The following is a 24552-nucleotide window of genomic DNA, read 5'->3' as shown; positions in this document are numbered from 1 at the left end:
GAATCCGACCGAGAAAACATGACCGACACTCCCAGCCCCGCCTATCAGGTTCTCGCCCGCAAATATCGCCCGGAAACCTTTGCCGATCTGGTGGGCCAGGATGCCATGGTGCGCACCCTGAAAAACGCATTCGAAGCGGACCGGATTGCGCAGGCTTTCATCATGACCGGCATTCGCGGCACCGGTAAAACCACCACCGCGCGGATCATCGCCAAGGGCATGAACTGCATCGGTCCCGACGGCGCTGGCAGCCCAACGACCGAGCCTTGCGGCCAATGCGAACATTGCGTGGCGATCATGGAAGGCCGCCATGTCGATGTGATGGAGATGGACGCCGCCAGCCGAACCGGTGTGAACGACATCCGCGAGATCATCGACAGTGTCCGCTATCGCGCCGCCAGCGCACGTTACAAGATCTACATTATCGACGAGGTTCACATGCTCTCGACCAGCGCCTTCAACGCGCTGCTCAAGACGCTTGAGGAACCGCCTGAACATGTGAAGTTCATCTTCGCAACCACCGAAATCCGCAAAGTGCCTGTTACGGTTCTGTCCCGCTGTCAGCGCTTTGATTTGCGCCGGATCGAACCAGAGGACATGATTGGCCTTCTGCAAAAGATCGCGGCTGCCGAAAACGCTCAGATCGCCGAAGATGCTCTGGCGCTGATCACCCGCGCAGCAGAAGGATCTGCAAGGGATGCAACCTCGCTGCTGGATCAGGCAATTTCGCATGGGGCAGGTGAAACCACGGCCGAACAGGTCCGCGCAATGCTGGGACTTGCGGACCGTGGCCGCGTTTTGGACCTGATGGACATGATCCTGCGTGGCGATGCCGCTGGCGCGCTGACGGAACTGAGCGGACAATACGCAGAAGGCGCAGACCCTTTAGCCGTCTTGCGCGATCTGGCCGAAATCACGCATTGGGTGTCCGTCGTAAAGATCACGCCCGACGCCGCCGAAGACCCGACTGTTTCGCCGGATGAACGAAGCCGTGGCCAGCACATGGCAGAGGCCCTGCCGATGCGTGTCCTGACCCGAATGTGGCAGATGCTGCTGAAGGCGCTAGAAGAAGTCTCTGCCGCGCCCAATGCCATGATGGCCGCTGAGATGGCCGTTATCCGCCTGACCCATGTGGCCGATCTGCCCAGCCCTGAAGAATTAATCAAACGGTTGCAGGATGCCCCGCCACCTCCGGCTGGTGGACCTGGTGGCGGCGCTTCGGTGTCCCGGCAGGGCGCAGTGCCTGTGCAGGCCAGCGCGGCCCCGGCACCTGCATACGCAGCGCCCCCACGCGGCCCAAGCGGCGCGCCCGTTGCCGCATTGGCACAGGATGTCCAGACGGCCCTGGCCCGGTATCCGACCTTTGAGCATGTGGTCGAACTGATCCGCACCAACCGCGACGTAAAGCTTCTGGTCGAAGTGGAAAACGGCGTGCGGCTGGTGTCTTATCAACCCGGTCGGATCGAATTCACCCCCGCCGCGCAGGCACCGACCGACCTTGCGCCCCGGTTGGGTTCTGCCCTGCAACGTTGGACCGGAAACCGGTGGGCTGTGTCGATAGTCTCGAACGGGGATGCACCGACAATTGCGGAAATTCGGGACGAGGCCGAGCTGGCCCTGAAAGCCGAAGCCGAACAACACCCTCTGGTTCAGGCTGTGCTTGCTCAATTTCCCAAGGCAAAGATCACAAAAATCGAGACGCCAGAGCAACGCGCTGCCCAAGTCGAAACCGAAGCGCTTCCCGAAGTCGAAGATGAATGGGACCCGTTCGAGGAAGACTGACCCGAAAGCGATCGATCCCGTGTCGCAAACGAAGCAGATTGACACTTCAAACGATTACACCCTTCCATGATGTTAGGGAGGGATTGCATGCGAACGTCACCACTGCACCCACGTTTCGGATTGGTCGTTCACGACCTGGATTTGCGCGACGTCACCAAACAGCGTTATTTTCCGGAAATTCGGCAAGCGTTCGAAACCCATTCTGCGCTCCTGTTTCCTGCGCAATCGATATCTGACGCGGATCACATGCGCCTTGCCGAACTTTTTGGGCCATTGGAAAACCGGGAAGCCATGGCAGCGGGTCGCGATATTGAGTTTCAGCTTCCCGAGCTGACAAACAAGACCAAGGATGGACTGCGTGCGAAAGACGATTTGCGCTTGTTGGACTTGCAGGCCAACATGTTGTGGCACACGGACAGCACGTTCCTGTCGACGCCGGCGCTGATCAACATTCTGACTGCAAAAGTCGTACCTCCATCCGGCGGTGAAACAGAACTCGCGTCGACGCGTGCCGCTTGGGCGGATATGCCAGATCATCTGAAATCCGCCCTCAAGGATGCCATCATCTGGCATCGGTTGTCACATTCCCGATCAAAGATTTCAGCTGACCTCGCTGCGCTGCCGAAAATGACGCGATGGCCGGATCGCCCATGGCGCGCAATCTGGCCAAATCCAGTGACCGGGGAAGAAGCCTTGTTCATCGCCTCGCACGCCTTTGCCATCGAAGGAATGGGGCATGAAGAAAGCCAGATTCTGCTGGACGAAGCCATCGCGTTCTGCACGCAGCCCGAATATGTCTATTCGCACCAATGGTCAGTCGGAGACGTTCTGATCTGGGATGAACGCGCAACGATGCATCGCGGCCGTCCCTGGGACTACAACCATCCAAGAACGCTGAAATCTATTTGTAGCTCTGTAACCGAGTCTGATGGTTTAAACGCAGTTCGTGTGGTTTGAAAAACCATCCCTCCCGCGCCCGCTTCGAGTCATCGGTTATGCCAAAGAGCTCTCCGACCGGCGGGACAACTCTTGTGCCACGCGGCTGCGGCCCGTATCTAGAACCCAAACAGAGACACAGGAGAATACCAATGCTGAAAGGACTCGGCGGGCTTGGCGGTCTGGGCGACATGGCCAAGATGATGAAATCCGCGCAGGATCTGCAAACGAAAATGACCGAAATGCAGGAAGAGCTGAACAACATGATGGTTGTCGGTGAATCCGGGGCTGGCTTGGTCAAGGCAACTGCAACGGCCAAGGGCGACCTGAAAGGTCTGGACATCGACCCGTCGATTTTTAACGGCGACGACAAGGAAGTGGTAGAAGACCTGATCTTGGCCGCGATCAAGGATGCCCAATCCAAAGCGACTGAGCGTTCTCAGGAGGAAATGGCAAAACTGACCGAAGGCATGGGCTTGCCAGCAGACATCAAGCTGCCGTTCTGATAGACACTCCTGACGACCCAAAGGCCGGGCCCCCTTGCCCGGCCCATTTGCAGGAGCGTGCGGATTGAGTTCCAACAACGACATAGACAATCTGATCGAACTGATGGCCAAGCTGCCCGGCCTCGGCCCCCGTTCGGCCCGTCGCGCCGTTCTGCATCTGATCCGCAAACGTGCCCTTCTGCTGACGCCCTTGTCTGATGCCATGCAGCAGGTTGCCATTACCGCTCGTGAATGCCTGAATTGCGGTAACGTGGGCACCACCGACATCTGCGATATCTGCGACAATGAGGCCCGCGCGACCGGAGAGCTGTGCGTGGTCGAGGATGTTGCCGACCTTTGGGCGATGGAACGCGCGGCTGTTTTCAAAGGCCGCTACCACGTTCTTGGCGGCACATTGTCTGCGCTGGACGGGGTTGGCCCGGATGAATTGCGCATTCCCCGTCTCAGGGATCGGGTGACTTCCGAGGGTATCACCGAAATCATTCTGGCGCTGAACGCGACCGTCGACGGCCAGACCACCGCCCACTACATTGCAGACCAACTGGAGGGTCAGGTACGCCTGACCTCGCTGGCGCAGGGTGTGCCGATTGGCGGTGAGTTGGATTATCTGGATGACGGGACGATTACGGCCGCGCTGCGGGCGCGGAAGGAACTGTAGCTCAAATTCCCAGTTCTTTTTTTCGCGCTGCCTTTGCGCTAGTCGGCGCCAGCGCAGCGCACGGCGCTCGCTCAAATATCGCGGTACCTACCTTGACAGCGGTATAGTTGTTGGATGAGTTGCTTTCTGTTAATTTCACGGATTATCAAACACGATGAAACACTTAGCGTTGTTTGCAATTGTTGGTGCTTTCGCCTCGCCCATTGCTGCTGAAACTCTCTACTTATACGAAGACACCCACGATCTACCGCCGCCATACAAACAATGGTGGAGCGCAATTCCGGAAGACAAAAGATATGATGAACAAACAGACAGGCACGTCTATGTTCGCGGCGAAGGTAAGTACGGCGATTTTTTCGGCGCTCTATACGTTGATTGCATTAACCCTGAATACTCCGAATGGTTAGCTGTCGGAGGGTCGCTGAATTCAGAAGACGTTCCGAACCAGGCAATTGTTAACCTGAGAATTGAGATATGTTCCAACGGCGAGGAGACCTGACACGGCCCCTTGGAAATTAATAGATTGTCTAACTTCCACGACAATTTACAATGACATAAATAGATTGTCTGATTTGTGGATGTGCTATGACCCGCCTTCTTGCCCTTACCTTCGCTGCCTTCACCACCACCTCTGCTCTCGCACAAGACCTCATCGACAAAGGCTTTGTCGAAGGCTGGAACATCATGATGGACCCCGCACTTGGCAACGGGTGCCTGATCCAGACGGTGTATCAGGATCTCTCGGTGGTGCGCCTTGGCTATGACGCGCTTGGCAATCGCGGGTATTTCGCCGTTTACAACAAGGCTTGGGGCGACATCAAACAAGGCGAGAGCTATCCGATCCGGTTTGAGCTGGACGGCAAAAGCTATGACGCGACTGCCATTGGGTTCAACGAACGAGATGTACCGGGCGCGACGGTGTTTTTCACCGATCGAAGCTTTGTGAACGCCATCGCACAGAACAAAACGATGACCGTTCATAACCCCGCAGGTGAAGTGGTGATGGCTATCGACCTCAAAGGGACCGCCAAAGCGCTGGATTATGCCCGCGATTGCCAGAACAAGAAGCTTTAACGAATCGGATCGAACAGCGCGTCCTTGGCGGTACAGTCGCGGATCACGTCGCCGCCACAGGGCACTGGACCAAGGTCGCGCGACAGGCACAGGCGGATCTCTTCGATATAGCCCTGCTTGCATGTGACGGTGATCATGTCCCGTTTCAAACCGGGATTGGCCTTCAGGAACGCCTCTTCGACCACTGTAGCGGGTAGGGTGACGGATGAGTCCAGCTTGCGAAACACCTGTGGGCGCTTGACCGCGTCATAGGCGCGTCGGGACAGGGCGAAATAGTCGGGCGCAGACAGTCCGGAACAGGTGCCGTGTTTTTTCCACTGATGCCAGGCCAGACCCGCACTGCCCTGAATATCTTCCATTTCGCGTGTCATACGACGGGTCGGAGGCGCTTCGGGCGTTCTGCAATAGGACGGCCATCCCTGATGGAATTGTGGCCAAAGGCCATGCAGAATCCAGCCATGATCATGACGCGCATCGCACTGATCGGACCCACGCGCATCACCTTCGCGGGCGCACCAGTTGGGCGACCAGCTAAGCGACAGAACATAGTAATCGAACTCTCCGGCCTTTTCGCCTTCGGCCAGCGCAGCAAACGCGCTAAAAACCCACAATACGACCCAGCGCATTCACCTCTTCCCTTCTTGCCTTTGCGCGACTATATACGGCCCAAGTTCCCCGACAACGGAAACCTGCCTCAAGACCAAGGGGCCGCCGAATTCCGGCGACGGGACAGATGTATGTATAGGAGACGGGCTGATGGCAAAACCGCTTATGGCCAAGGCAACCGCCGTATGGCTGGTGGACAACACCACGATCAGCTTCAAGCAGATCGCGGACTTCGTAGGGATGCACGAATTGGAAGTGCAAGGCATCGCTGACGGCGATGTCGCTGCTGGCGTGAAGGGTTTTGACCCGATTGCCAACAACCAGCTGACCCAGGACGAGATCAACGCGGCGCAGAACAACCCGCTTCACAAGCTGAGGCTCAAGTTCAACCCGGCCGCTTCGGGCGAAGAAAAACGTCGTGGTCCGCGTTACACACCGCTGTCCAAGCGTCAGGACCGTCCGAACTCGATCCTGTGGCTGGTCAAGTTCCACCCGGAACTCAGCGATGGTCAGATTGCCAAGCTGGTGGGCACCACCAAACCCACCATCCAGTCGATCCGCGAGCGCACCCACTGGAACATCGCCAACATGCAACCGATCGACCCAGTCGCTCTGGGCCTGTGCAAACAGTCCGAGCTGGACGCCATCGTGCAGAAGGCCGCCGCCAAGAAAGCCGCAGAAGGCGGTGTGATGAGCGATGATGAACGTCGCAAACTGGTGTCGACCGAACAGTCGCTGGAAATGGACGCTGCGCCAAAAATCCCAACCGCGATTGAAGGGCTCGAAACGTTCTCACTGTCCGATGAACCTGAGGAAGAGAAAGAAGAAGCGATCATCGATGCTGACAGCTTCTTTAATCTGCCCAAAGGTGGGGCTGATGACGAAGACGAAGATGATCTTCGCCCCTAACGCACAATCAGCCCCGGCCAGAACGGCTGGGGCTTTTTAACGGACTTGCCATGCTGAACGTTCTATCTGCTGTTTTTGGCCCGCACCGTGCCGTCTCTGTTTATGCCTTTCTCAAAACCTGGGGCCTTGGTTTGGCCGGCGGCGTTGTCATGATCGTTATCGTTACGTTCCTGTTTCTGCTGGGTGATGAAGGGGAACACGCGCACGAAGCCTTCCTGACTGTGCCGGTTTTGTCTGCCACGGCGGTAAACGGAGATCTTAAGAACGGCGTCATCGCCTCTGTTCGTTTGCCGGATGGATCTGCCACGTCGATCACTTCGACCGAATCCCAAATTTCACAGACCGTGGGCACAACGGCTTGCATCGAGAAACGCGTGTATGTCGAAAGTGGCGAAGCCCGGTATCGGTTCAAACTGCCACGCTTGTGCGAAGACAGCTGATTGGTTGAACCCATTTAACAAAGCCGCCCGGTGCTGACACCGGGCGGCTTTTTCGTTCATACCATCTGAAAGATGATGCCTGCGATAATAGCACCACCCACACCGAGGCCAAGGTAAGTGGCAAACACGCGGGGTTTGACCAGCGACCAGACGGCGGCCATCGCCGGGATGGAACTGACGGCACCAGCAACCATGAACGACATGGCGGCGCCTGCCGTCATTCCCTGCTCCATCAATCCCGCCAGCAGCGGCGGTGCCACGTAGGAGTTCAGATAAGCCGGCATTCCCACCAAGGCGGCAACAACGATGGGCAGCACACCATCTCCACCAACCACGCCAGCGATCAGGTCGGCAGGCACATAGTTGACCAACAAGGCTTCAAGCACATACGCCAGAGCCAGCCATTTCAGCAGGAACAATCCGTTGTGTACGAACTCTGAACGGAACCGAACGCGTCGCTCGGGTTCTTGCCAGAATTTCCAGACCGGCTTGTCATCCATTTTCGGACCACAGCCGCAGCATCCGGCAGGTTTGTATTCGCGCAGAGGTTGGGCAAACGCTCCTTGGCGCATCAACAGTCGCACCATGAACCCGCCAAACAGGCCAAGAGCAACCGCTGCCACAGCTTTACCGATGGCAAAGGGCCATCCCAGCGCACCGGCGGTAATCAAGAGTGTCGGCGGGTCGATCAAGGGCGAGCTGAGCCAGAAAGCCATGACCGCCGACAACGGTGCGCCAAGCGCCAGAAGGCCTGCGATAAAGGGAATGACCTCGCAAGAACAGAACGGTGCGAGACCACCGAATAGTGCGGCCAGAAAGATCATCCGGGTCTCGCGCCCCTCAAAGGCGCGGGCCACCATCACTTCTGCTCCGGTCGCCTTGAGGTATGACAGCAGCAGCACGGCAAACAGGATGTATTGCCCGGTATGCGCCAAGGCCTTGACTGCGAAAGTCACCACCTCACGCAAGTTACCGGGGTCCAGGATTGCTACAGCCGCAAGAATTGCAACGATCAACGCCCAAGGCGTCTTGATCAGCTCCAGCACGCCCTTGGCGGTCACCTTGGGATTTTGTGTTAATTCAACCATCGTTCGCAGCCTCTCCAACCGCGTCGGCGCAACATTCGCTGAGAATGAACTGCGCCAGGTTTCTCAATTCGTTGTAACAGGCCCGGTTGATCGTGGTGCGCCCGATCTTTTCCTGCTCAACAACACCACCGGCCGCAAGAAACCGCAGGTGATGCGCCAAGGTCGACGGGGCGATACCCGTCCGGTTTTGAATCTCGCCAACGGTCAAACCGGCGTCGCCAGCCCGTACCAGGGTCTTGAGGACTTTCAGCCGGGCTTCAGATCCCATGGCAGAAAATCCGGCAGCAGCAGCTTCCCACATGAGTCGCCTCCATTAAACTAGATTTATAGTTATTTAGGCTAAACCGATTTCCGGGTCAACCCACCAGGTGAAATTTCGTGACCGCAATGTAAGTCCAGATTGCCCCCACCTTAAGTCCACCCTATAAGCAGGCATGGGGATATCAGTCGATACATTCTTTCTTGAACTCAACGGTCAAGGCACGCTTCAGGCTCAGATCCAGCAGATGATCGCCGAAGGCATCCTGTCTGGTCGCTTTCACGTTGGGGAAAAGCTGCCTTCGTCGCGCAAACTGGCCGCACATCTGGGTGTCAGCCGGATCACGGTGACGTTGGCCTATACCGAATTGCTGGCAAATGATTACCTGACTGCCAAGGGACGATCTGGATACTACGTTTCGCATAATGCGCCCGTCCCGCCCAAATACTCGCCCGTCCAGCGCGGCACAGAATCCGTAGACTGGGACAAGGCGCTAGCGCGTCGCTTTCTGGACAGCTACGTTCTGCCGAAACCCAGCGACTGGCGCGAATACCGCTATCCGTTCATCTACGGTCAGGCAGACCGGACTTTGTTTGATCACGCCAACTGGCGCTTGTGCGCTGTGCGAGCTTTGGGACACAAGGACTTCGATTCGCTGACAGGTGATTACGTGGATCAGGATGACCCACTTCTGGTCGAGTTCATCGCCCGCCACACCCTACCCAGACGCGGCATTGCCGCCCGCCCCGAAGAAATTCTGATCACGCTGGGCGCGCAGAACGCACTCTGGCTGGCATCGCGCATCTTGCTGACCCACAATCGTTCCGCAGTGATAGAAGACCCCTGTTATTACGCGCTACGGAGCTTGCTGAACCATTGGGACTGCGCGGTGACGCCCCTGAGCGTCGATCAAAACGGACTTCCACCCGAAACGATCCCCGACAGCGCTGACGTCATCTTTACAACGCCCAGCCATCAAAGCCCGACGACCGCAACGATGTCGATCGAACGCCGGAACAAATTGCTGGATCGAGCACGCGAACTGGACGCGATGGTTGTCGAGGATGACTACGAATTTGAAATGGCTTTTCGGGGTGCGCCTTCACCGGCGCTCAAATCCATGGATCGGGATGGGCGCGTGATCTACGTCGGCAGTTTTTCCAAGTCGCTGTTCCCCGGATTGCGGCTTGGATACATGGTCGGCTCCGAGCCCTTTATCCGCGAGGCACGTGCGCTTCGTTCATTGGTTCTGCGCCACCCACCTGGGCACATTCAGCGCACGGCCGCATACTTTTTGTCATTGGGCCACTACGACGCGCAGATCCGGCGCATGTCGAAGGCTTTGCAAGAGCGGCGCGCTGCAATGAACTCAGCCATCGAAGAAAGCGGCCTGACCGTGGCCGGGCGCGGCGTGATTGGTGGTTCGTCAATGTGGATGTCGGCGCCGGAACATGTCGACACGACCCAACTGGCGTTGAGGCTGCAGAATCAGGGTGTTCATATTGAACCGGGCGCACCGTTTTTCTCTGGACCAGACAGACCCCGGAACTTTTACCGCCTCGGCTACTCCTCAATCTCGACCGACCGCATTGCACCAGGTGTGAATCTGATTGCGGACGCCATTCGGACCGCCTAGGCGATATCTGGACCTAATTCGGGTTTCGTTTTGGCCCTAACGCCAAGCGCACCCATACGCCAAAACCGTATCAAAACCCCGGGCACTTTGCCCGGTTTCACCCACTTGTTTGGAGAGCACTCACATGAAGATGACGACCGAAGAAGCCTTTGTTAAGGTTCTGCAGATGCACGGGATCGAACATGCGTTCGGTATCATTGGCTCGGCGATGATGCCGATCTCGGACCTCTTCCCGAAAGCTGGAATCATGTTCTGGGACTGCGCCCATGAAGGCAGCGCCGGCATGATGGCCGATGGCTACACCCGCGCCACCGGCAAGATGTCGATGATGATCGCGCAGAACGGCCCTGGTATCACCAACTTCGTGACCGCTGTCAAAACCGCCTACTGGAACCATACACCGTTGCTGTTGGTGACACCGCAGGCGGCCAACAAGACCATCGGTCAGGGTGGTTTCCAGGAAGTCGAGCAGATGAAGCTGTTCGAAGACATGGTTGCCTATCAGGAAGAAGTCCGCGACCCGTCCCGCGTCTGCGAGGTTCTGAACCGCGTGATCATGCAGGCCAAACGCGCCAGCGCCCCGGCTCAGCTGAACATCCCGCGCGATATGTGGACTCAGGTGATCGACGTCGACCTGCCCGCCATCGTTGAATTCGAGCGCCCCTCGGGCGGCGAGGCCGCCGTTACCCAAGCCGCTGAATTGCTGTCGAACGCCAAGAACCCGGTCATCCTGAACGGTGCCGGTGTGGTTCTGTCCGAAGGCGGCATCGACGCCTCCAAGGCGCTGGCCGAGCGTCTGGACGCACCGGTCTGCGTTGGCTACCAGCACAACGACGCCTTCCCCGGCTCGCACCCGCTGTTTGCAGGTCCCCTGGGCTATAACGGTTCGAAAGCCGGGATGGAGCTGATCAGCGAAGCTGACGTGGTCCTGTGCCTCGGCACCCGTCTGAACCCGTTCTCGACCCTGCCGGGTTACGGCATCAACTACTGGCCAGCGGATGCGAAAATCATTCAGGTCGACATCAACCCCGACCGTATCGGCCTGACCAAGACAGTCAGCGTCGGCATCGTTGGCGACGCGGCCAAGGTGGCCAACGGCATCCTGAACCAGCTGAGCGGCACCGCAGGTGACGAAGGCCGTCAGGAGCGTAAAGACCGTATCGCGCAGAAGAAATCCGCCTGGGCTCAGGAACTGACCTCGATGACCCACGAGGATGACGATCCGGGCACCAGCTGGAACCAGCGCGCCCGCGATGCCAAGCCCGACTGGATGAGCCCGCGCATGGCATGGCGTGCCATTCAGGCGGCGCTACCGAAAGAGGCGATCATCTCATCCGATATCGGCAACAACTGCGCCATCGGCAACGCCTATCCGGCCTTTGAAGAGGGCCGCAAATACCTGGCCCCCGGCCTTTTCGGCCCCTGTGGTTACGGTCTGCCTGCCATCGTAGGTGCAAAAATCGGCCAGCCCGAAGTTCCGGTTGTCGGCTTTGCCGGTGACGGTGCCTTTGGTATCGCAGTGAACGAACTGACCGCGATCGGCCGCTCGGAATGGCCTGCCGTGACCCAGATCGTCTTCCGCAACTACCAGTGGGGTGCTGAAAAGCGGAACTCGACCCTGTGGTTCGACGATAACTTCGTCGGCACCGAGCTGGACACCCAGGTGTCTTATGCCGGTATCGCACAAGCCTGCGGTCTGAAAGGTGTTGTTGCCAGCACGCAGGACGAGCTGACCGCAGCCCTGAACCAGGCGATCGAAGATCAGAAGAACGGCATCACCACCCTGATCGAGGCCCTGATCAACCAGGAACTGGGTGAACCCTTCCGCCGTGATGCGATGAAGAAGCCCGTCGCAGTCGCAGGCGTTTCGGCTGACGATATGCGCGAGCAAGCCGTATAATTACAGGACGAGGCCGGAGCGAATGACCCTGACACCTATTGAGCTGTTGCGGCAGAATGCTCCGGCCACCCGCCCTGTGATTTCACTATGCGAAGGCAGTGATCCCCGCGTTGTTGCGGGGGCGCTGGCCGCCCATCAGGCCGATCTGGCCGATGTTATTCTGGTCGGACCGCAAGCCGAAGTCGAAGCTGCCCTGAAGGATCACGGTGCTGCTCCTTCACAGGGCGCTGCGGTGCATGACCCCGTGACCTCGGAACTGACCGAGGAGTTTGCCCAGACATTCTTTGAGTTGCGTCAACACAAGGGTGTTGATCAGGCCACGGCCCGCGCGGCCGTTGAAACGGCACCGGTCTATGCCGCCATGCTGGTGCGCAGCGGACGCGCCACCGGAACGGTTGGCGGCGCGGTGCATACAACCGGCGATATTGTTCGCGCGGCCATTCAGGTCATCGGAATGGCCCCGGATGCCGGGATGGTGTCGTCCTTTTTCCTGATGTACCCGCCTGAGAACGCGCAGTCCGGCGCACGGGCGATGCTGTATTCAGACTGCGGTCTGGTCATCAATCCGACTGCCTCTGAGCTGAGCAAAATCGCCATCGCCTCGGCCGCCTCGGCCAAAAGTCTTCTGCAGATCGACCCCAAGATCGCGATGCTGAGCTTTTCGACCAAAGGCAGCGCCAAGCACCCGGACGTGGACAAGGTGATCGAGGCCACGGAATCTTTGCGCCAGACCGCACCTGATCTGTCAGTCGACGGAGAACTGCAGTTTGACGCGGCTTTTGTTCCCTCGGTCGGTGATCGCAAATCCCCCGGATCATCCGTTGCCGGTCAGGCCAACGTGATGATCTTCCCAAATCTTGATGCGGGCAACATCGGCTACAAGATCACCCAGAGGCTGGGCGGATACTCCGCAATTGGCCCGGTGCTTCAAGGGCTGGCACAACCGGCCAATGACCTGTCGCGCGGCTGCAGCGCCGAAGATGTAACCCAAATGATCGCCGTGACTGCACTGCAAGCCGACAGTACGTAATTCACTTATTCACACCGTTTTTCGGAACAGTGTTCTCATATCGGGAAGAAACTGACACATTCCTCCCGAAACAACCGACAGGACCCGCCAATGACCCATCAGCAGCCGATCCTTGATACGTCTCCGAAAGTCTCGGACGAGGTTCGCAAAACCACGTGCTATATGTGCGCCTGCCGCTGTGGCATCAACGTGCATATGAAAGATGGCAAGGTTGCCTATATCGAAGGCAACCGCGATCACCCAGTCAACAAAGGTGTCCTTTGCGCCAAAGGATCCGCCGGGATCATGCAGGTCAACGCTCCGTCACGCCTGCGCGCGCCGCTGAAACGCGTTGGCCCGCGCGGCTCGGGGAAGTTTGAGGAAATCAGCTGGGACGAAGCACTGGAGCTCGCTGTCAGCTGGCTGAAGCCGATCCGTGAAGACAACCCCGAAAAGCTGGCCTTTTTCACTGGGCGCGATCAAAGTCAAAGCTTCACCAGCTTCTGGGCGCAAAACTTCGGTACCTGTAACTATGCAGCACATGGCGGCTTTTGTTCCGTCAATATGGCAGCGGGCGGCATCTATACGATGGGCGGCGCATTCTGGGAGTTCGGCCAGCCCGATTGGGACCACACCAAACTGTTCATGCTGTTCGGCGTGGCCGAAGACCACGACTCCAACCCGATCAAGATGGGCATCGGCAAGATCAAGGCGCGTGGCGCGCGTGTGATCGGCGTCAACCCGATCCGCTCGGGCTATAACGCCGTGGCCGATGACTGGGTCGGCATTACGCCAGGCACCGATGGGCTGTTCATCCTGTCGATGATCCACGTGCTGATGAAGGCGGGCAAGATCGATCTCGACTACCTCAGTCGCTACACCAACGCACCGGTTCTGATCGACGCCTCCGAAGGTCCGACCAAGGGCTTGTTCTTGCGGGACGAAGACGGCAAACCACTGGTCATAGATCGCGCCACCGGTGAATTGACTGCCTTCGACAAGCCCGGTGTTCGCCCGGACTTGTCGGCCACTTACGAAAAAGACGGCGTCACCCACCGCCCGGTCTTCCACCTGATGGCCGAACGGTACCTGAGCGACGAATACGCGCCCGAAAACATTGCCGAACAGTGCGGCATCCCCGCCCAGCGCATTCGTGCCATCGCGGGTGAGCTGGCGCGCGTGGCCTTTGACGAAGCATTCGAGCTGGACCGTGAATGGACCGATTTCCGCGGAGAAAAACACAGCAAAATGATCGGCCGCCCCGTGGCGATGCATTCGATGCGCGGTGTCTCGGCCCATGCCAACGGCTTCCAGACCTGCCGCGCGCTGCACGTTCTGCAAATCCTGCTGGGCACAGTCGAGGTTCCGGGCGGCTTCCGCTTCAAGCCGCCCTACCCCAAACCGGTCGAGGCCCACCCAACCCCGCACTGCAAGGTGACCCCAAATTCACCGCTGGACGGCCCGCATCTGGGCTTTGTACAGGGCCCCGAACATCTTGCGCTGAAAGAAGACGGCAGCCCCGCACGAATCGACAAGGCGTTTACCTGGGAAAACCCGATGTCCAGCCATGGGCTGATGCATATGGTGATCTCTAACGCCCATGCAGGCGATCCCTACAAGATCGATACGCTGTTCATGTACATGGCCAACATGTCCTGGAACTCGACCATGAACCCCAAGGGTGTCATGGAGATGCTGACGGATAAGGATGAGAACGGCGATTACGTGATCCCGCGCATCATCTATTCAGATGCCTATTCCTCGGAAATGGTCGCCTATGCCGACCTGATCCTACCGGATACCACCTATCTGGAACGTCACGATTGCATCTCGCTGCTCGACCGCCCGATCTGCGAAGCAGACGCCGCCGCGGACGCGATCCGCTGGCCAGTGATCGAACCTGATCGTGAAGTGCGCGGTTTTCAGTCCGTGCTGATCGATCTGGCGAACCGAATGGGACTGCCGTGCTTCACCAACGAGGACGGCAGCGCCAAATGGGTCGACTATGCCGATTACATCGTTAACCACGAACGCAAGCCAGGCATCGGCCCCCTTGCTGGATTCCGGGGCGAGAATGGCGACAAGAAGGGCCGGGGCGAAGTAAACCCCGACCAGTTGAACCGCTATATTGAAAACGGCGGCTTCTACGTGGCCCATATCCCCGAAGGTGCGGATTACTACAAACCGTGGAACACCGCTTACCAAGACTGGGCGGTTGGCATGGGCATCTACGACAGCCCGCAACCCTACTTGTTCCAACTCTATTCCGAGCCGATGCGTAAGTTTCAGCTGGCCGCCGAAGGCCATGGCGAACGCCAACCGCCCGAACATCTGCGCGCGCGCATCAAAGAAACTATGGACCCGATGCCGATCTGGTACGAAACCGACCAGACCGGCAATGAAGGCTTCACTGTGAACGCCCTGACACAGCGCCCTATGGCGATGTATCACAGCTGGGGCACCCAGAACGCATGGCTGCGTCAACTGCACGGGCGCAACCCGCTTTACGTGCCGACAAAACTGATGCGTGAACATGGATTGCAAGATGGTGACTGGGCCAAGGTGACCTCGCCACATGGTGAAATCACGGTGCCTGTCATGGAAATGGCTGCCCTGAACGACAACACCGTATGGACCTGGAACGCCATCGGTAAACGCAAAGGTGCCTGGGCCCTGCAAGAAGATGCACCCGAGGCCACAAAAGGCTTTCTTCTCAACCACCTGATACACGAGCTTCTGCCCGCCAAAGGCGACGGCCTGCGATGGGCAAACTCTGATCCGATCACGGGCCAGGCCGCGTGGTTCGACCTTAAGGTCAAGATCGAGAAAGCCGCGCCTCCTTCGGATGCGGAAAGTCAGCCTGAGTTCCCTGCGATCAAGTCCCCGGTTGGGACTGGGCCACAGGACCTGGCATGGAAGGTGGGCAAATGACCCGGATCCGCACTTCATCTGGCCAAAAATATCTCGGGGGTGAATTGAGCCAAAGGCTCAAGAGGGGGCTGGCCCCCTCCCCGGCATTGCAAGCAGAGGTTCAATGACATGACCCAGCTACCTCAATCCACCGATCGCAAGATGGGTCTGGTCATCGACCTGGACACCTGCGTAGGCTGCCACGCCTGCGTGATCTCGTGCAAAGGTTGGAACACTGAAAACTACGGCGCGCCCCTTTCAGATCAGGACGCTTACGGCGGTAACCCGTCGGGTACGTTCCTGAACCGGGTGCATTCCTACGAAGTGCAGCCTGCCGAAGGTCATGCTCAGCTGATCCACTTCCCTAAATCCTGCCTGCATTGTGAAGACGCGCCTTGCGTCACCGTCTGCCCGACCGGCGCCAGCTATAAACGTGTGGAAGATGGCATCGTTCTGGTTAACGAAAGCGACTGCATCGGTTGCGGCCTCTGTGCTTGGTCGTGCCCCTATGGCGCGCGCGAACTGGATCAGGCCGAAGGCGTCATGAAAAAATGTACGCTCTGCGTTGACCGAATCTATAACGAAAACCTGCCAGAGGTGGATCGTGTCCCCTCGTGTGTACGCACCTGCCCCGCAGGTGCCCGGCACTTTGGCGATCTGGGCGATCCTGACAGCGATGTCAGCAAGCTGGTTGCAGATCGGGGCGGTGTGGATCTGATGCCCGAAATGGGCACCAAACCTGTCAACAAATACCTGCCGCCGCGCCCCAAGGACACGGTGGAGGACCAGATCGACATTTTGGCCCCCCTTCTGGCACCTGTTGCAGAAGAACCCAAGGGCTTCCTCAGCTGGCTCGACAAGACGTTGGAGAAACTCTGATGCATCCCGCACCCTCAGTCATTATCTTCACCACTTTGTCCGGGCTGGGTTTTGGCCTGTTGGTCTTTCTTGGCCTTGGGTTTCCGGCTGTCTCGGGCTGGATGGCCTTTGCCTTCTTTGCCATCGCCTACGCGTTGGCAGTCGGCGGGCTGATGGCGTCCACGTTCCACCTGGGGCACCCGGAGCGCGCCTGGAAAGCCTTTATCCAATGGAAGACCAGCTGGCTCAGCCGCGAAGGCTGGTGCGCTGTTCTGGCGCTGATCATCATGGGGCTCTACGCGATTGGACTGGTGTTTCTGGATCAGAATTGGAGCCTGCTGGGCTGGATAGGCGCGCTGTTCTCGCTGGCAACCGTTTTCACCACATCAATGATCTACACGCAGCTCAAAACCATCCCGCGCTGGAACATGAACCTGACCCCGGCGATGTTCCTTAGCTTCAGCTTGGCGGGTGGTGCATTGCTGGCCGGTCAAACAAGCGTTGCTATTCCGCTGCTGTTGATCTCGGCGCTTGTCCAGATGCTGTATTGGCGTAAAGGGGATCAGGCGTTTGCCTGCTCTGGAACCGATCTGGGCACCGCAACCGGGCTTGGTGTGCGCGGGTCTGTCCGCGCCTTTGAACCACCGCATACCGGCACCAACTATCTGCTGCGGGAATTTGTTCACGTGGTCGGTCGCAAACACGCAGAGAAACTGCGTGTCATCTCGTTTGTTCTGGCCTTCGTGCTGCCGGTGTTACTGCTGGTTTTACCGTTCAATCACTTCTTCGCATTGCTGGCCGTAGCATCGCATCTGGCGGGCGTGGCAACGTCGCGCTGGTTGTTCTTTGCACAGGCTGAACATGTCGTTGGGCTTTACTACGGTAAACGCTGAGGGGGCTCTGCCCCCGCCGCGGCAAGCCGCGACTCCCCCGAGATATTTTTTGCCAGATGAAGTCTGGATCCGAAATGAAAAGGGCGGCGCTCAGGATTTGAGGCCGCCCTTTGTTGTATTCTGAAATACGTGTCAGATCAGGCCAGCATGGGCCATTGCAGCCTCAATTGCGGCCTTAGTGCTGTCCTCAAGCTCGGTCAACGGTGAACGGACCTCGGTGCCGCAGAGGCCCAGTTTGCTGAGCGCGTATTTGGCGCCGACAAGACCCGGTTCGATGAAGATGGCTTCGTGCAGCGGCATCAACTTATCCTGATAGTCCAGCGCTTTTGCATAGTCTCCGGCCAGCGTGGCCTGTTGAAACTCGGCGCAGAGCTTGGGAGCGACGTTTGCAGTGACCGAGATACAGCCAACACCGCCATGGGCATTGAAACCAAGCGCGGTCGCATCTTCACCGGACAGCTGGCAGAAATCTGCGCCACAGGTCGCGCGTTGCTGGCTAACGCGGGCCAGATCGCCCGTTGCATCTTTGACACCAACAATGCGCGGCAGCTTTGACAGCTCACCCATAGTGGCCGGTGTCATGTCGACAACGGACCGTCCGGGGATGTTGTAGATGATGATCGGAATATCCGCAGCTTCGTGCAGGGCCTGGAAATGCGCAATCAGGCCGTTTTGGGTTGGCTTGTTGTAATAGGGGGTAACGACCAGCGCTGCGTCCGCGCCGACCTTTTGGGCGAACTGCACGAACCGAATAGCCTCGACCGTATTGTTCGAACCGGCACCGGCGATGACCGGCACGCGGCCTGCGGCCGTTTTCACGACCTCTTCGATCACCGTTTCATGCTCGTCATGGCTGAGCGTGGGGCTTTCGCCTGTGGTACCCACCGGCACCAGCCCGGTCGACCCTTCTGCAATCTGCCAATCCACAAGATGTTTGAGCGTCTTCAGGTCCAACTCGCCGTTGTTGAACGGGGTGACGAGGGCTGGCATTGAGCCTTTGAACATGACACGCTCCTTTAAGGTGCATTTTGCGGTTTTTGCGCCTCGGTCCCTCACGTTTCCAGCTTTGTGAGTTGATCCCGGCGACGCAGGGTTTATCTTCACAGGCTCTATCCTCGGTTGGTTGGGAAATGCAAGGGATGACACGCTTTCTGGCATTGTTGATTGCCGCGATTCTGTACTCAGTAACGGCACCGCAGCTTGCGCGGGCGGATGCCGCAGGTGATTTGCGTGCGGGGCTTTATGAAATGCGTAAGGGCGACTGGAACGCCGCTCTGCGCGTATCTGGCCAACGCGGATCTGTATCGCGCGATATCATCGTTTGGCACTGGCTGCGCGAAGGGTTCGGCAGCTCGGGCGATGTACTGGTGTTTCTCGAACGCCGCCCCGACTGGCCCGGTCTGGCATGGTTGCGCCGCAAAAGCGAGCCGGCCTTTACCGGCGCCGATCCTGACAGGGTTCTGAAATTCTATGCCGAAATGCCCCCTCAGACTGCTGAAGGTGCGTTGAATTATGCAATCGCTCTGAAAGCAAAGGGACGTATCGGAGACGCCGAAGCGGATATCGTCACCGCGTGGCGGACTATGCCGATGGGCTCAGGGTTGCAGAAGACGTATCTGGAAAACTTCGCAAAGCTGTTGAAACCGCATCACGCGGCACGGCTGGACCGGATGCTATGGGATGGTCATCTGGTCAGCGCCGGGCAGATGTTGTCTCTGGTCAGTGCAGACCAGCGCAAGCTGGCCGAGGCACGGATCGCGTTACAGAAACGCCAGCCCGGCGTGGACGGCAAAGTGGCGGCAGTTCCGAAATCCTTGGCGGATGCGCCCGGGCTTGCCTTTGACCGTTTTGTCTGGCGGGACAAGAAGGAACTGGATGACAGCGCCGTTGACCTGATGCTGGCACGATCGACCGGCCCGGATGCCTTGGGCGAACCTGACAAATGGGCCGAAGGACGCCGTCGACTGGCGCGGCTTGAGATGCGGTCGGGACGATCGGCACGGGCTTACGACGTGGCCGCCAATCACCACATGACACCCGAAATGGGCTATGGCTATGCCGATCTGGAATGGCTGGCCGGGTTTCTGGCGCTGCGCAAGCTGAATGATCCGGCCACGGCTGTGCGACATTTCCAGAGTTTCTCTGACGCGGTCAAATCGCCAATCTCAAAAGGGCGTGGCGGTTACTGGCTTGGGCGGGCTTACGCAGCGATGGGCGACGCAGACAAGGCTTACGACGCCTACGCTACGGGGGCCGACTATCAAACCTCGTTCTACGGCTTGTTGGCTGCGGAACGGATTGGGAGGCCGTTTGATGCAGAGCTGGCCAATCCGCGGCGCGCACCGCATTGGCGGCAGGCAGAGTTCGCCGATTCCAGCGTTCTGGAAGCGGGGCTGTTGCTGCTGAAAGCCGGAGAGGCCAACCTGTCCGAGAGGTTCCTGGCCCATCTGGTCGAAAGTCTTGATCAGGTGCAAGCCAATCAACTTGGTGATCTGGTCATCGAGCTGAAACAGCCGCATCTGGCCGTGATGATCGCCAAGCGGGCGGCAACTACGGGCACCGTGTTGCCCGCAGCTTATTACCCGGTGCATCCCGTGGCCGATATTCGTTTGCCCATGGCAAAGGAAATGACGCTGGCCATTGCGCGACGTGAAAGCGAGTTTGATCCGGTGGTGGTCAGCGGTGCGGGTGCGCGTGGTCTGATGCAGGTGATGCCCGCGACGGCCAAACTGGTAGCGGGTGAGCTGGGCCTCCTTAGTGGTCACCAGACTGGACGATTGACCACGGATTGGCAGTACAACGCCAAACTGGGGGCCAATTATCTTTCAGGATTGGCGGCGGATTTCAACGGGAACGTGGTGATGATGGCCGCCGGGTATAACGCAGGACCAAGGCGCCCGATCTCGTGGATGCAGCGTTTTGGCGACCCCCGCGCGGGTGAGATTGATATCGTCGACTGGATCGAGACGATTCCGTTCACTGAAACCCGCAACTACGTGATGCGCGTGACCGAAAGCCTGCCGGTCTACCGGGCCCGCTTGGGGCAGCCCCCGCTTCCGATCCCGTTCTCACAAGAACTGGTAGGATCATCGCTGGCGGCGTTCGCGCCATAGGGTGAACAACCCTGCGGCCACAACAATCGCTGCGCCCGCAACAACTTCTGGGCGCAGCGTTTCCCCAAAGACCGAGATCCCCAGAATCGCACTCCAGACCAGATGGAAATAGGCAAAGGGCTGCACCGCGCTGGCCTCAGCCATCTCGTAACATTTGATCAGCAACCAGTGCCCGGAAACTCCGCTGACACAAAGCAGCCCCATCCACAGCCAATCGTCGGAAGCCATCGGCTCCCAGAACCACATACCGACCAGGGTCATTGCGACTGCGCCTGCGACGCCAGTCCAGAAAAAGCTGGTGGCTGCGCTGTCCTGACGGGCGACATAACGTGTCAACAAAGCGTAGATCGCAAACATCAGGGCCGAAATCAGGGGAATGATCGCCCATGGATCAAAAACGCCGACACCCGGTTGTAAGATGATCAGAACGCCGATGCAGCCCACCGCGATCGCGCTCCACCGCCGCCATCCGACCTGTTCGCCCAGAACGGGCCCGCTGAGTGCTGCGACAATCAGCGGATAGCAGATGAAGATCGCCATACTATCGATCAACCCAAGTATGGTGAAGCTAAAGACCGCCACGCAAATCTCGGCGGCCAGCAGCACACCCCTGGTGATCTGCAGACCCAACTGACTTGTCTGCGCCGCTGCCCTCAACCCGCCCGGAGAGCGCGCGGCCAGTGCGATGACAAACGCGGCAAAAAACCAATAGCGAATCATAACCACCATGTAGGTGTTATAGGTCCCGGCCAAGTGACGAGAGAGGCCGTCCTGCAACGCAAAGACAATTGTTGCGCCCACCATCAATGTGATGCCCGCGCCTACATGGTTTTTCTGTGTCATGCTTTGTGTGCCCGTGTCATATGCCGCTTGCGGCCATAACCGGGCGTACGGGTAACGTTGAAACCGGCATCCTCCAGCCCCCGCCGCACAAAGCCTGCGGCCGTATAGGTGGCTGCCGTACCCCCTGTGACGGTGTGGATTGCCACCTCCTGCATCAGGTCTGCGCCCCACAATTCAGGGTTCTTGGCAGGCGAAAACCCGTCGAGAAACCAAGCATCCGCCGCCGCAGCCCAATTCGGTAGGGTCGCGCGCGCATCTCCGATGATCACCTCAAACTGGAGGGTTTCAAGCTTACATTCGCAGCCCGTCCAATGCGTCAGAAAACGGTTACTCCAGGGATGCAATTCGGGGAAGGCTGCAAGCGCATGCCGCATGTCTTCCGCAGCCATGGGAAATGCTTCGAAACTGGTAAACCGCAAGGGTCCGGTCTGGCCTGATTTTTCCCATTCAGACCAAACGGTCAGCAGATTCAGGCCGGTGCCAAAACCCAGTTCGGCAATGTGAAATCCGGGCGTGAATCGCGCGGGTAAATCGTTGCCCGCCAGAAACACATGGCGTGTCTCTTCCAGCCCGTTCTGCAACGAATAATAGGGATCGTCGAAACGATCCGAGACCGGTATCTGATCCTCGGTCCACGTCAATTTGGCACGCTGGTCTGCCATCTGGGAATCCTGTAGCTAAGCGGCGCGACACTGAACAAGGAATAGGAAATTGGCAATGGTCGACGTGACGGTTCGCGGTGCAGGAGTTTTTGGCCTGTCCATTGCCTGGGCCTGTGCCCGGCGCGGCGCAAAAGTGCAGGTTATCGATCCGTTCGGGCCGGGAACCGGCTCCAGCGGCGGTCTGGTCGGCGCGTTGGCCCCGCATGTCCCTGAAAACTGGAACGCCAAGAAAGCCTTTCAGTTCGAAAGCCTGATCATGGCCGAGTCTTTCTGGCGGCAGGTCGAAGAAACCGGCGGCGTTTCCCCCGGCTATGGTCGTCTGGGTCGCCTTCAGCCCATCGCGGATACCCGCAGCCTGTACCTGGCGCGCCAGCGTGAGGGCACGGCGGATGAACTTTGGCAGGGGTTGGCCGAATGGCGCGTGATCAGCGCCGCGCAGGCTGGTGCATGGTGCCCGCCCAGCCCCACCGGATTTGTCATCCGGGATACTCTGACGGCGCGGATGCATCCCCGACGAGCCTGCGCCGCGCTTGTTGCGGCCCTTGAAGTTATGGGCATCCACGTGATCAGCGAAGCCGATGACCTAGGGCAGGTTGTCCACGCCACGGGCCTGGCGGGTCTACAGGAACTGAATGACGTGTACGGCAAGACCGTTGGAAGCGGCGTCAAAGGGCAAGCCGCCCTGCTGCGCTTCGATGCCGGCGAGGTTCCACAGCTCTTTGCCGACGCGATACACATCGTACCCCATGCGGACGGGACACTGGCAATCGGGTCAACCTCGGAACGGGAGTATGACGACCCGACCAGCACGGACAGCGCCCTGGACGATGTGATCGACCGCGCCACACGCGCCCTGCCTCTGTTGCATGGGGCCGAGGTAATGGAATGCTGGGCAGGTGTCCGCCCGCGCAGCAAAAGCCGCGCGCCGATGTTGGGGGCGCATCCATTGCATCAAGGGCAGTTCATCGCAAATGGCGGGTTCAAGATCGGGTTTGGCATGGCACCCAAAATAGCCGAGGTTATGGCGGAGCTGATGCTGGAAGGCCGGGATTATATTCCCGATGATTTCCGACCCGACGCTTCACTGTGACATGGCAACAGCTTGCATACACTGTCGACCATCGGGACCACGTACCCACATGTCCTCTCCGTTGCGGCACAACTGGGCGGTCTCGAAGTGCATAAGCGGTGAGGTGGCACGGAAATAGAAAGACGTAAGCGGACCGTTCAGATCAACCGCAAACAGCATGAGAAGTTGCGCCAATAGTGGTCCATGCACGACCAGCCCGTCATATCCTTCCACATCCCGCGCATAATCCAGATCATAGTGGATGCGATGACCGTTGAAGGTCAGTGCCGAGTATCGAAACAACAGAGTTGAATCGAACCTAACCGCGCGCAGATCCGTTTCATCCCCCCGCGCGATCGGTGGCTGCGAACTTGTTGCGTCCGGCACGGGATCCTCACGATAGACCAGGTCTTGCCATTCGGTCAGGCACAGCTGCCCCTCCTGCCAGATCTCGTGTCGCAAAGTGACAAAACCCAACGGGCCGGACCGCCCCACTTTGGAGTTTTGACTCTCCAGAACCGATTTCTTGTCCGCGTCGATTCCCGCGACCAAAGGCACATGAAACTCCAACCGCCCTCCGGCCCACATTCTGCGCGGCAATCCCATATCCGGGATCAGACCACCAACCTTGGGATGCCCATCCCGCCCCAACGCGGCAGGCGGTTGCGGTGACCAGAAATAGAGCTGATGGAAGAAGGGCGGCAAGGCTGAACCACCGGCAATCGTCGGCTCGGAACCCAGCGCAGCTTGAAATGCAGCGGCGCGGGCGGGGTCCATGATATCCGTCTGACGCTCTTCTTTCATTCTTTTGGCCCTGTTTCAGAAACCGGCCTCGGCCCGAAGTTTCTGCATCAGTTTATGCAATGACTTTTCATACCGGTCAGAGACCAGTTTGCCGTGTTCGTCGAACTCGTTCGAGGTGTCTGCCAGATGAATTTCAGGCCCCTGCAGAATGCGCGGCTGAAAGGGCACCATAAACGCGCGCAGGATCATCTGCGCCCGCTCACCCCCTGCACGACCTGCTGCCGCCGACATAACCGCCACCGGTTTGTCGGCCCAAGGATTGCCCTGAGTCCGGCTGACCCAGTCCAGCGCGTTCTTCAGAACACCCGACGGTCCCTTATTGTATTCCGGCGTCGAGATAACAACCGCATCAGCCTGGGCGATTTGATCTGCCAGAGACTGTACCGCTGCCGGAATCCCCTCGCCCTCTTCCAGATCTCCGTCATAAAGCGGCAAGTTCAGGTCTGCTTCAACAAAGTGGGTCGGATCAAACAAGCGGGCCGCTTCACGCAAAAGCTTGCGGTTGGTCGCCTCCTGACGAAGGGATCCGGACAGGCCAACGAGGGTGAGTTGAGACATCTAGGGTAGCTCCGTTTCTGTGTTTTCGGGAACCTAGCC

The 24552-nt window shown here is 58.6% G+C and carries 24 protein-coding genes; 16 read left to right on the top strand and 8 right to left on the bottom strand.

Annotated features, from left to right (window positions below; genetic code table 11):
- Positions 1–18 precede the first annotated feature (18 nt).
- The 6 genes from ALB80_RS15460 to ALB80_RS15435 all read left to right on the top strand — a co-directional run bounded on the left by ALB80_RS15460 (position 19) and on the right by ALB80_RS15435 (position 4956).
- The gene (locus tag ALB80_RS15460) at positions 19–1782 is read left to right on the top strand and encodes a DNA polymerase III subunit gamma/tau (RefSeq protein WP_050604987.1); all 1764 of its coding nucleotides are present in this window, start codon (positions 19–21) and stop codon (positions 1780–1782) included.
- A gap of 87 nt (positions 1783–1869) precedes the next feature.
- Positions 1870–2739, top strand: a complete 870-nt coding sequence (locus tag ALB80_RS15455; protein WP_050604986.1) for a TauD/TfdA family dioxygenase — start codon at positions 1870–1872, stop codon at positions 2737–2739.
- A 131-nt stretch (positions 2740–2870) separates the two neighbouring features.
- Positions 2871–3224, top strand: coding sequence for a YbaB/EbfC family nucleoid-associated protein (locus ALB80_RS15450; protein ID WP_050604985.1), 354 nt, complete (start codon positions 2871–2873; stop codon positions 3222–3224).
- Positions 3225–3288: 64 nt separating this feature from the next.
- Entirely contained in the window at positions 3289–3882 is a 594-nt protein-coding gene (recR, locus tag ALB80_RS15445) for a recombination mediator RecR (RefSeq protein ID WP_050604984.1), read from the top strand.
- A gap of 154 nt (positions 3883–4036) precedes the next feature.
- Entirely contained in the window at positions 4037–4381 is a 345-nt protein-coding gene (locus ALB80_RS15440) for a hypothetical protein (RefSeq protein WP_050604983.1), read from the top strand.
- Positions 4382–4467: 86 nt separating this feature from the next.
- Positions 4468–4956 carry a hypothetical protein gene (locus tag ALB80_RS15435; RefSeq protein WP_050604982.1) on the top strand — a complete coding sequence of 163 codons (489 nt, stop codon included), beginning with the start codon at positions 4468–4470 and terminating at the stop codon, positions 4954–4956.
- On the opposite strand, the gene ALB80_RS15430 is transcribed toward ALB80_RS15435, so the two are convergent.
- The gene (locus ALB80_RS15430) at positions 4953–5582 is read right to left on the bottom strand and encodes a ribonuclease T2 (RefSeq protein ID WP_050604981.1); all 630 of its coding nucleotides are present in this window, start codon (positions 5580–5582) and stop codon (positions 4953–4955) included. The genes ALB80_RS15435 and ALB80_RS15430 overlap by 4 nt on opposite strands.
- 130 nt (positions 5583–5712) lie before the next feature.
- Here ALB80_RS15430 and ALB80_RS15425 point away from each other — a divergent pair, with 130 nt between their 5' ends.
- Together ALB80_RS15425 and ALB80_RS15420 are read left to right on the top strand one after the other, a co-directional pair.
- Positions 5713–6471: a DUF1013 domain-containing protein gene (locus ALB80_RS15425; protein WP_050604980.1), complete on the top strand. Its 759-nt coding sequence runs from the start codon at positions 5713–5715 to the stop codon at positions 6469–6471.
- A gap of 50 nt (positions 6472–6521) precedes the next feature.
- Positions 6522–6911: a hypothetical protein gene (locus ALB80_RS15420; RefSeq protein ID WP_050604979.1), complete on the top strand. Its 390-nt coding sequence runs from the start codon at positions 6522–6524 to the stop codon at positions 6909–6911.
- 56 nt (positions 6912–6967) lie between these two features.
- On the opposite strand, the gene ALB80_RS15415 is transcribed toward ALB80_RS15420, so the two are convergent.
- Both ALB80_RS15415 and ALB80_RS15410 read right to left on the bottom strand, forming a co-directional pair.
- Positions 6968–7999 (bottom strand): permease, encoded by a 1032-nt coding sequence (locus ALB80_RS15415; RefSeq protein ID WP_050604978.1) that lies wholly within the window; start codon positions 7997–7999, stop codon positions 6968–6970.
- On the bottom strand, positions 7992–8300 hold the full coding sequence (locus ALB80_RS15410; RefSeq protein WP_050604977.1) for a helix-turn-helix transcriptional regulator: 309 nt from the start codon (positions 8298–8300) through the stop codon (positions 7992–7994). The genes ALB80_RS15415 and ALB80_RS15410 overlap by 8 nt, the downstream gene beginning before the upstream one ends.
- Before the next feature lie 133 nt (positions 8301–8433).
- On the opposite strand from ALB80_RS15410, the gene ALB80_RS15405 reads away from it, so the two are divergent.
- From ALB80_RS15405 to ALB80_RS15380, 6 genes are all read left to right on the top strand, one after another.
- Positions 8434–9894 (top strand): PLP-dependent aminotransferase family protein, encoded by a 1461-nt coding sequence (locus ALB80_RS15405; protein ID WP_050604976.1) that lies wholly within the window; start codon positions 8434–8436, stop codon positions 9892–9894.
- A 124-nt stretch (positions 9895–10018) separates the two neighbouring features.
- Positions 10019–11794: a sulfoacetaldehyde acetyltransferase gene (xsc, locus tag ALB80_RS15400; RefSeq protein WP_050604975.1), complete on the top strand. Its 1776-nt coding sequence runs from the start codon at positions 10019–10021 to the stop codon at positions 11792–11794.
- A 22-nt stretch (positions 11795–11816) separates the two neighbouring features.
- Positions 11817–12824 (top strand): phosphate acetyltransferase, encoded by a 1008-nt coding sequence (pta, locus tag ALB80_RS15395; protein WP_050604974.1) that lies wholly within the window; start codon positions 11817–11819, stop codon positions 12822–12824.
- 90 nt (positions 12825–12914) lie between these two features.
- Positions 12915–15734 (top strand): molybdopterin oxidoreductase family protein, encoded by a 2820-nt coding sequence (locus ALB80_RS15390; protein WP_050604973.1) that lies wholly within the window; start codon positions 12915–12917, stop codon positions 15732–15734.
- A 108-nt stretch (positions 15735–15842) separates the two neighbouring features.
- Positions 15843–16592, top strand: a complete 750-nt coding sequence (locus tag ALB80_RS15385) for a 4Fe-4S dicluster domain-containing protein (protein ID WP_050604972.1) — start codon at positions 15843–15845, stop codon at positions 16590–16592.
- Complete coding sequence (locus tag ALB80_RS15380; RefSeq protein WP_050604971.1) at positions 16592–17464, top strand: DmsC/YnfH family molybdoenzyme membrane anchor subunit; 873 nt, start codon at positions 16592–16594, stop codon at positions 17462–17464. The genes ALB80_RS15385 and ALB80_RS15380 overlap by 1 nt, the downstream gene beginning before the upstream one ends.
- Before the next feature lie 132 nt (positions 17465–17596).
- Here ALB80_RS15380 and dapA read toward each other — a convergent pair whose 3' ends face one another.
- On the bottom strand, positions 17597–18469 hold the full coding sequence (gene dapA, locus ALB80_RS15375) for a 4-hydroxy-tetrahydrodipicolinate synthase (protein ID WP_050604970.1): 873 nt from the start codon (positions 18467–18469) through the stop codon (positions 17597–17599).
- Between the two features lie 134 nt (positions 18470–18603).
- Here dapA and ALB80_RS15370 point away from each other — a divergent pair, with 134 nt between their 5' ends.
- Entirely contained in the window at positions 18604–20577 is a 1974-nt protein-coding gene (locus tag ALB80_RS15370) for a lytic transglycosylase domain-containing protein (RefSeq protein ID WP_050604969.1), read from the top strand.
- Here ALB80_RS15370 and ALB80_RS15365 read toward each other — a convergent pair.
- Positions 20551–21420: a DMT family transporter gene (locus tag ALB80_RS15365; protein WP_050604968.1), complete on the bottom strand. Its 870-nt coding sequence runs from the start codon at positions 21418–21420 to the stop codon at positions 20551–20553. The two genes, ALB80_RS15370 and ALB80_RS15365, sit on opposite strands and share 27 nt — an antisense overlap.
- On the bottom strand, positions 21417–22082 hold the full coding sequence (gene mnmD, locus ALB80_RS15360) for a tRNA (5-methylaminomethyl-2-thiouridine)(34)-methyltransferase MnmD (RefSeq protein WP_050604967.1): 666 nt from the start codon (positions 22080–22082) through the stop codon (positions 21417–21419). Before mnmD ends, ALB80_RS15365 begins: the two co-directional genes overlap by 4 nt.
- A 55-nt stretch (positions 22083–22137) precedes the next feature.
- Between mnmD and ALB80_RS15355 the strand changes: the two genes are divergently transcribed.
- Positions 22138–23172 (top strand): FAD-binding oxidoreductase, encoded by a 1035-nt coding sequence (locus ALB80_RS15355; protein ID WP_083445323.1) that lies wholly within the window; start codon positions 22138–22140, stop codon positions 23170–23172.
- Here the strand turns inward: ALB80_RS15355 and ALB80_RS15350 are convergent.
- Both ALB80_RS15350 and ALB80_RS15345 read right to left on the bottom strand, forming a co-directional pair.
- Positions 23164–23955: an acyl dehydratase gene (locus ALB80_RS15350; protein ID WP_050604965.1), complete on the bottom strand. Its 792-nt coding sequence runs from the start codon at positions 23953–23955 to the stop codon at positions 23164–23166. The genes ALB80_RS15355 and ALB80_RS15350 overlap by 9 nt on opposite strands.
- A 15-nt stretch (positions 23956–23970) precedes the next feature.
- Positions 23971–24513: an NADPH-dependent FMN reductase gene (locus ALB80_RS15345; protein WP_050604964.1), complete on the bottom strand. Its 543-nt coding sequence runs from the start codon at positions 24511–24513 to the stop codon at positions 23971–23973.
- Positions 24514–24552: the final 39 nt, after the last annotated feature.

The sequence above is a fragment of the Ruegeria sp. 6PALISEP08 genome, assembly GCF_001238295.1.
Taxonomy (GTDB): Bacteria; Pseudomonadota; Alphaproteobacteria; order Rhodobacterales; family Rhodobacteraceae; genus Ruegeria.
Note: the sequence above shows the minus strand (reverse complement) of the source record. Positions and strands in the feature narration are given on the sequence as shown.